The sequence below is a fragment of the Grylomicrobium aquisgranense genome (assembly GCF_033971865.1).
GTDB lineage: Bacteria > Bacillota_I > Bacilli_A > Erysipelotrichales > Erysipelotrichaceae > Bulleidia > Bulleidia massiliensis.
On sequence record NZ_JALBUR010000070.1, the window covers coordinates 1 to 2,338 of the forward strand.

The following is a 2,338-nucleotide window of genomic DNA, read 5'->3' on the forward strand; positions in this document are numbered from 1 at the left end:
TGATTATTCCGGAGCTCTCAGAGCCATCATTCCGGACCTTCGAAGCCAGTGTTCCGAGGCGTCAAGGCCAGTCTGATTCTGACTCATCATTTCGATGGCCTAGGCCACCATTCCGGAATACCACGGCCACTTTTCATGCAAGCAAAACCCGACCTGATCAGTCTCAAGTCGGGTTTCATAGTTTATCTGGAGTGGCTGTCAGTCGTTCCTTGTACGCATTGACTTGTCTCCAAGGATCATGATCCGTTCAGCGCTTGCAGTAATCCGGTCCATGATTGCTTCGGCAACCGCACCTGCTCCAAGGCGCTCTCTCCAGCCATCCTCTGTGTACTGGGATCCTATGATTGTCGCACTATGCCGATACCTTCCTTCCAGTACCTCAAGGATCTGCTCGCACTGTTCCTCTTTGACCGGATAGAGCAGCCAGTCATCAATGATCAGAAGGTCTCTTGAGTGATACCTCTTCAGCAGTCTGTCATATTCTCCTTCGAGCCTAGCACGTTCAATCTCATTGAAGAGTTCCGGCATACGGATATACAGGACTTTATAGTTTTCCTGGCAGGCTCTGTTACCTAATGCCGATATGATATATGTCTTTCCAGCTCCCGTGGCACCGGTCACCAGGACATTTCTCGGCTTATGAATGTATTGATTCGTTGCCAGAGAAGTGATCTGAGTACGATTGAGATGACGATCCGGATAATACTTGATTCCTTCAATCACCGCATTGGAGTCAGGAAAATGTGCTTCTTTGATTCTTCGGTTCAGCCTTCTGTTATCTCTGGAATCCAGTTCCGCATCGACGAGAAAGGACAGCCTTTCATCAAATGTCATATCCATGATCCCGGGAACGGAATCCTGTGTTTCATAGGAAGCCGCCATGGACTTCAGATGAAGCTTCCTGAGCTTATCGAGAGTTGCCTGATCCATCAGTGCTTTCCTCCATAGTAATCATTTCCGCGTATGATTGCGTGAGTTTCAGAGGATATAGCTTCTGCAGAGGGCTCTTCTTGATAGTGCTCGATGATCAACTTAATATCTTTGTAGCGGGGAACAGTGATAACGGATAAGGCCTTGGCACAGGTCTTCTCTAACCGCTCAGGGGTATATTTGTCTGCGAACTTCAGAATGGACATGCAGGCGTTATATCCCTGTTCTTCTGCTTTGTAGGATTTAAGAAGCTTATCAATCACTTCAAATGTGGAAGGACCGATTGACTTCGCCCATCGGCGGAAGCGATCGCCGTTCCATTCCAGAGCTTGTTTATGATTCGCAGGCATGTGGTCCGGATTCGTAGAATACTGGCCCGGATGGCCATATAAACGTGTATGAGATGCGATTCTGGCTTCTCCCAGATAAATATCAATCTTGTATTTTGAGATGCGCACACGGACTTTCTGGTGAATATACCGATATGGAACGCTGTAATACATGCGGTCGATTGCGATATGGTAGTTCAGCTGAACCGTCGCATATTTCCATATTCCATACTCGTAAGGTTCACGAGGAAGACTATGGAGGAGCGGCTTCTCGATTGTCATGTATTCTTCAAGTCGTGATCCTTCACGCTTCTCAAACTTTGCGGCATTGAACTGAATCAGATATTCCCGGCACAGCCTGCCTGCTTCAGTAAAGCTCCCAGGCTTCTTCTGATATAAGCGTGCAATGATTTTCGAAGTGAGCTTGCCGACCGTTCCCTCCACGGAAGCTTTGGCTTTCGGCGTCCTCACAGGAGCGGCGAGGATTGCTGTGTCGTAGTAATCAGCCATTTCGCGATAGCTCGGATTCTCAACCCAGTCGCCCATCTCCGGATGAGAAAGAATGCCTGTCTTGAGATTGTCACAGAAAAGAATAGGGGTAACTCCGCGGAAGAACTCATACATATTCACGTGAGCACCGATCCAGTTTTCCAGCTTCATATCCGGTAGTATTTCGGCATATGCGTACTGACTGTAGGGAAGAACTGCGACGAACATATATCCATAGGTTACTTCCCCGGTATCCGGATCTATGATCGGAACTTTTGTTCCGGCCCAGTCTACCTCGATACGCTCTCCTGCCTTGTGCTGCTTATGCATTGCGGCATTGTTTACTGCAGCTTCTCTTGCGAACAGCTCGCAAAACTGAGAGTACTGATAGGGAATGCCTCCTGAAGCCTGCACTTCCGTGACATAGTCTTCCCACAGGGTTTTCTTGGTCATGCCCGGAATGCGATCATAGTCTTTGAGCATTTCCTTGAAATCCGGCTTTACCTGAATAGATTCAATTTTTGCCTTTGGGAAAAGCATTCTGCGAATTTCGTCTTCACTTTTTTCCTTCACCTCCTCCCACTTCAGAT

Annotated in this window: 2 protein-coding genes; both read right to left on the reverse strand. The window is 47.8% G+C overall.

Annotated features, from left to right (window positions below; all coding sequences use genetic code 11):
• Nucleotides 1-198: 198 nt before the first annotated feature.
• Nucleotides 199-930, reverse strand: coding sequence for an IS21-like element helper ATPase IstB (istB, locus tag MOZ60_RS11425; protein ID WP_370596776.1), 732 nt, complete (start codon nt 928-930; stop codon nt 199-201).
• Nucleotides 930-2,288: an IS21 family transposase gene (gene istA / locus MOZ60_RS11430; RefSeq protein ID WP_370596777.1), complete on the reverse strand. Its 1,359-nt coding sequence runs from the start codon at nt 2,286-2,288 to the stop codon at nt 930-932. The genes istB and istA overlap by 1 nt, the downstream gene beginning before the upstream one ends.
• Nucleotides 2,289-2,338 lie beyond the last annotated feature (50 nt).